The sequence below is a fragment of the Mesorhizobium sanjuanii genome (genome assembly GCF_002529485.1).
GTDB lineage: Bacteria > Pseudomonadota > Alphaproteobacteria > Rhizobiales > Rhizobiaceae > Mesorhizobium > Mesorhizobium sanjuanii.
In genome coordinates this window covers 1-5,693 of sequence record NZ_NWQG01000151.1, presented here as the reverse complement: position 1 = coordinate 5,693, position 5,693 = coordinate 1, and the positions used below count along the sequence as shown (strand labels likewise).

Annotated in this window: 5 protein-coding genes and 1 pseudogene; all 6 read left to right on the top strand. The window is 61.4% G+C overall.

Annotated features, from left to right (window positions below; all coding sequences use genetic code 11):
- Positions 1-164: pseudogene (locus CN311_RS33490) on the top strand (cysteine desulfurase); the annotation flags it as partial.
- Positions 165-408: 244 nt separating this feature from the next.
- Entirely contained in the window at positions 409-1,926 is a 1,518-nt protein-coding gene (gene sufB, locus CN311_RS21270; RefSeq protein WP_097575673.1) for a Fe-S cluster assembly protein SufB, read from the top strand.
- Positions 1,927-1,937: 11 nt separating this feature from the next.
- Positions 1,938-2,261: a hypothetical protein gene (locus tag CN311_RS21265; protein ID WP_097575672.1), complete on the top strand. Its 324-nt coding sequence runs from the start codon at positions 1,938-1,940 to the stop codon at positions 2,259-2,261.
- Positions 2,262-2,338: 77 nt separating this feature from the next.
- Entirely contained in the window at positions 2,339-3,094 is a 756-nt protein-coding gene (sufC, locus tag CN311_RS21260) for a Fe-S cluster assembly ATPase SufC (protein WP_097575671.1), read from the top strand.
- Positions 3,095-3,122: 28 nt separating this feature from the next.
- Positions 3,123-4,391: a Fe-S cluster assembly protein SufD gene (gene sufD, locus CN311_RS21255; RefSeq protein WP_097575674.1), complete on the top strand. Its 1,269-nt coding sequence runs from the start codon at positions 3,123-3,125 to the stop codon at positions 4,389-4,391.
- Positions 4,392-4,532: 141 nt separating this feature from the next.
- The coding region (locus tag CN311_RS21250) for a cysteine desulfurase (RefSeq protein ID WP_097575670.1) at positions 4,533-5,693 on the top strand (1,161 nt) is incomplete at its 3' end.

The following is a 5,693-nucleotide window of genomic DNA, read 5'->3' as shown; positions in this document are numbered from 1 at the left end:
AGGTTGGCCCAAGCCATGTGCTGAAAGCCATGGGTTTTGGCGACAGCCTTGGCGCGCTGCGCGTGTCCATTGGCCATGCAACCGGCGCCGAGGATATCGAACTGTTCCGGACGGCGCTGGCGGGAATCGCTTCGCGCCGGGTCGGCAAGGAAAGAGCCGCCTGAGGGCGGTTGGAGCATCGAACCGAAAAGTGTGAAGCGGTTTTCGGAAAATTCGATGCTCAAAGAAAAGGAATATGGGCCACCAAGGCCTTGGTAGAGCCGTGCGTTTCATGGTGGCCGGGTGAATTTCCGGCGGAAGCGCACTATATGGAACTTACGCCGTCCTGGAGCGCCCGTGGCTGCTCCTTAGCGGTGCCATAGTTTGAAAACTGTCGGGCCTTGACCCCGGCGTGGATGGAGAACGCATATGCCTGCTGTGCAGGACACGATCGATCGGGTCCGAAAGATCGACGTCGACCAATATAAATATGGATTCCAGACCGAAATCGCTGTCGACAAGGCCCCGAAGGGCCTGAGCGAAGACATCATCCGTTTCATTTCGGCGAAGAAGGACGAACCGTCCTGGATGCTGGAATGGCGTCTGGAAGCCTATCGGCGCTGGCTGACGCTGGATGAGCCGACCTGGGCGCGCGTCCATTACCCGAAGATCGATTTCCAGGACATCTACTATTACGCGGCGCCCAAGAGCACGCCCGGGCCGACTTCGCTTAGCGACGTTGATCCAGAAATCCTGAAAGTCTACGAGAAGCTCGGCATTCCGCTGAAGGAGCAGGAGATCCTCGCCGGCGTGCAGAAGACCGATGTGTCGGAACTCGAGGAAGCCAGCGACAATGTTTACAAGTCGGGCCGCGTCGCCGTCGACGCCGTGTTCGATTCCGTCTCCGTCGTCACCACCTTCAAGAAGGAGCTGGCGCAGGCCGGCGTTATCTTCTGCTCGATCTCGGAAGCGATCCGCGAGCATCCGGAGCTGGTGCAAAAGTATCTCGGCTCGGTCGTGCCGACTTCCGACAATTTCTACGCCACGCTGAATTCGGCCGTGTTCACCGACGGCTCCTTCGTCTTCGTGCCCAAGGGCGTGCGCTGCCCGATGGAACTGTCGACCTATTTCCGCATGAACGAGAAGAACACCGGCCAGTTCGAGCGCACGCTGATCATCGCCGAGGAGGGGGCTTATGTCTCCTATCTCGAAGGCTGCACGGCGCCGCAGCGCGACGAGAACCAGTTGCACGCCGCCGTGGTCGAGCTGGTCGCGCTCGACGATGCCGAGATCAAATATTCGACGGTGCAGAACTGGTACCCCGGCGACGCCGAGGGCAAGGGCGGCATCTACAATTTCGTCACCAAGCGCGGCGATTGCCGTGGCGACCGTTCGAAGATCTCGTGGACGCAGGTCGAGACCGGCTCCGCCATCACCTGGAAATATCCGAGCTGCATCCTGCGCGGCGACGATTCCTCCGGCGAGTTCTATTCGATCGCGGTCTCGAACGGCTACCAGCAGGTCGACTCGGGCACCAAGATGATCCATCTCGGCAAGAACACGTCGAGCCGCATCATCTCCAAGGGCATCGCCGCCGGCTTCTCGCAGAACACCTATCGCGGCCAGGTCTCGGCGCACCGCAAGGCGACCAATGCCCGCAACTTCACCAATTGCGATAGTTTGCTGATCGGCGACCAGTGCGGCGCGCACACCGTGCCCTACATGGAAGCCAAGAACTCGACCGCGCAGTTCGAGCACGAGGCGACGACGTCGAAGATCTCCGAGGACCAGAAATTCTACGTCATGCAGCGCGGCATCCCGGAAGAAGAGGCGATCGCGTTGATCGTCAACGGTTTCGTCAAGGACGTCATCCAGCAACTTCCGATGGAGTTCGCGGTCGAAGCGCAGAAGCTGATCGGAATCAGCCTCGAGGGGAGCGTGGGTTAAACGCCGTCATCATGGAATTTGCTGACACAGATACATCCCCATATATCGACGCGCAGGAGTTTGCGCGCGAGCGGAATGCGCGTGGGGAAAACCCTATCGAGACGATAAAGGAGCTTCGCGGACGGTACGGCCTCGAATTGCAGCCGGCTCGCTCTTTGGTCGTAACACCTGAGGAAATTGAGAAATTCCTCAGCAGCGAGCGAGCATCGGGAATTTCGCGCTTGGAGGCGCGACTTTCCGTAAAACGCCGGTTCGGCTGCGGAGGGAAGGAAGCGCTTTCTTATATCGACGCGTCCGGCCTCTGGTCGAGCGACGACAAGACACCACGAGACTGACAACGGTTGGCGAAAAGAAGGCCGAACAAACAAAATGGGCAGTTCGACTGCCGTTCGATGTAGGAGAAAGAACAAAAATGCTTGAGATCAAAAACCTGCATGCCCGCATCGTCGACGACGGCACCGAGATCATCCGCGGCCTGAACCTGACGGTGAAAGCCGGCGAGGTCGCCGCCATCATGGGTCCGAACGGCTCGGGCAAGTCGACGCTGTCCTACATCCTCGCCGGGCGCGAGGACTATGAGGTCACCGAAGGCGACATTCTCTACAACGGCGAGAGCATCCTTGAAATGGATCCGGCCGAGCGCGCCACCGCAGGCATCTTCCTCGCCTTCCAGTATCCGATGGAGATACCGGGCGTGGCGACCATGGAATTCCTCAAAGTGGCGATGAACGAGCAGCGCAAGGCGCGCGGTGAGGAACCGTTGAAGATCCCGGAATTCCTGAAACGGGTGAAGGACGCGGCCGGCTCGCTCAACATGGATATGGCGATGCTGAAGCGGCCGCTCAATGTCGGCTTCTCCGGCGGCGAGAAGAAGCGCGCCGAAATCCTGCAGATGAAGCTGCTGGAGCCGAAGCTCTGCGTGCTCGACGAGACCGATTCCGGCCTCGACATCGATGCGCTGAAGATCGTCTCGGACGGCGTCAACGCGCTGCGCTCGCCGGACCGCGCCATCGTCGTCATCACCCACTACCAGCGCCTGCTCGAACACATCGTGCCGGACTCGGTCCACGTGCTCTACAAGGGCCAGGTGATCAAATCGGGCGACAAGTCGCTGGCGCTCGACCTCGAAGCCAATGGCTATGCCGGCGTGATCGGGCAAGCCGCGTGAGATGCCAGAAAGCCCCAAGGCGATACTGATGAATATGCACACTCAACCCCAGCGGACCCCTGCGGAGACCGCGCTGATCGACGCCTTCGGCGAGCGGCTGTCGCTGCTGCCCGGCGACGGCGCGGTGATGCTGAAGCGCGACGATGCCATCGAGGCGATCAAGCACGGCCTGCCGACGCGGCGCATTGAATCCTGGCACTACACCGACCTGCGCCGTCTGCTCAATGTGGTGCCGGACTTCGATCCGGCGGCCGCCGCGAAAGCCATTGCACCGATCGTTGAGGGTTCCGCCATTCTGCCGGTGCTGAATGGCGTGTCGAGCGCGAAGGTTCCCGGCATCGAGGGCGTGACGGTCCAGCGTCTGTCGGAGAAGCTCACCGACGGCAGCGTCGCTCCTGGGCTCGATCCCTATGGAACCGACGACGCCATCGGCGCGCTGAACACGGCTTTCGTCGCTGACGGTTATTTCGTCGACATCGCCGACGGCGCCGAGCTGGAAAAGCCGCTTGAACTGCAGAACCTGCAGGCCGGCGGCCAGACCCATGTGCGGCTGCTGACGCGCGTCGGCGTCGGCGCCAAGGCTGTCATTGTCGAGCGTCAAACGGGCGAGGGCGCGGCACTGGTCAGCTCGGTCAGCCAGCTTGTGCTCGGCGAAGATGCCGAAGTGACATGGCTGATCGTGCAGGAGCAGCCGGATACGGCAACGCATCTTGCCCAGTTCAAGGCGCATCTCGGCAAGAATTCGAAACTGACGCTGTTCGTCATGAACGCCGGCGGCAAGCTCGTGCGCCAGGAGATCGTGGTCAGGACGACAGGCGAGGGCGCCGATTTCACGCTGCGCGGCATCAATCTTTTGGCTGGCGATACCCATACCGACGTCACCATGGTGCTCGACCATGCCGTGCCGCACACGACCTCGACCGAAGTGATCCGCAATGTGGTGACGGGCAAGGCGCGCGGCGTGTTCCAGGGACGCATCAACGTCCACCAATATGCGCAGAAGACCAACGCCAAGATGGCCTGCAACACGCTGCTTCTGTCGGATGATGGCGAGTTCTCGACCAAGCCGGAGCTCGAGATCTTCGCCGACGACGTCGTCTGCGGCCACGGCGCGACGGTCACCGAGATCGACCACAACCATCTGTTCTATCTGATGGCGCGCGGCATTGACGAGAAGTCGGCCCGGGGCCTGTTGGTGAAAGCCTTCGTCGCCGAGGTGATCGAGGAACTGGACGACGAGGCGATCGTCGAAGCCTTGGAAACAAGGCTCGACGGTTGGTTCGCCACGCACGGGTAGGCGCCCCCGACCTTCTCCCCTTGTGGGGTCCGAAGGACGGGCGAGGCAAGTGACTCGCCCCGGGGCAGTGGATCGGCGCGCAGCGCCGAGACGGATGAGGGGTGTTGGACGGAATGAGGCGGTGCCTCGGAAGAGCTTGTGATGGACCAAAAAGTCGAAAGCATCCCCTACGACGTCGAGGCGATCCGCCGCGACTTTCCGATTCTGTCGCGCGAAGTTTACGGCAAGCCGCTGGTCTATCTCGACAATGGCGCTTCGGCGCAGAAGCCGCAGGCGGTGCTCGACGCCATCCAGCATGCTTACAGCCAAGAATACGCCAACGTCCATCGCGGCCTGCATTTCCTGTCCAATGCCGCGACCGACGCCTATGAGAAGGCACGTGAGACGGTGCGCCGTTTCCTCAATGCCCCCAGCACCGACAATATCGTCTTCACCTCCAACACCACTTCGGCGATCAACACGGTCGCCTATGGCTATGGCATGCCCAATATCGGCGAGGGCGATGAGATCGTGCTGTCGATCATGGAGCATCATTCCAACATCGTGCCGTGGCATTTCATCCGTGAGCGGCAGGGCGCAAAACTCGTCTGGGTGCCGGTCGACGACCTCGGCGTCTTCCACATCGAGGAATTCGAGAAGCGGCTGACCGACCGCACCAGGCTGGTCGCCATCACGCAGATGTCGAATGCGCTGGGCACGGTGACGCCGATCAAGGAGATCGTCCGCATCGCGCATTCGCGTGGAATTCCAGTACTCGTCGACGGCAGCCAGAGCGCCGTGCATATGCCCATCGACGTGCAGGATCTCGACTGCGATTTCTTCGTCTTCACCGGCCACAAGGTCTACGGCCCGTCGGGCATCGGCGTGCTCTACGGCAAGAAGGACATTCTGTCTGGCATGCGCCCGTTCATGGGCGGCGGCGAGATGATCGAGGAAGTGACGGAGGACATCGTCACCTACAACGAGCCGCCGCACCGTTTCGAGGCCGGCACGCCGCCGATCGTCCAGGCGATCGGCCTGGGTGCTGCCCTCGACTACATGGAAAAGGTCGGCCGCGAGCGCATCGCCGCGCACGAGGCCGATCTGAAGGATTATGCGCATGAGCGGCTGAGAAGCATCAACTCGCTGCGCATCTTCGGCGACGCGCCGGATAAGGGCGCCATCATCTCCTTCGAGTTGCAGGGCATTCATGCCCACGACGTGTCGATGGTGATCGACCGTCAGGGCGTAGCGGTCCGCGCGGGCACCCATTGCGCCCAGCCGCTGTTGAAACGTTTTGGCGTAACCTCCACATGCAGGGCA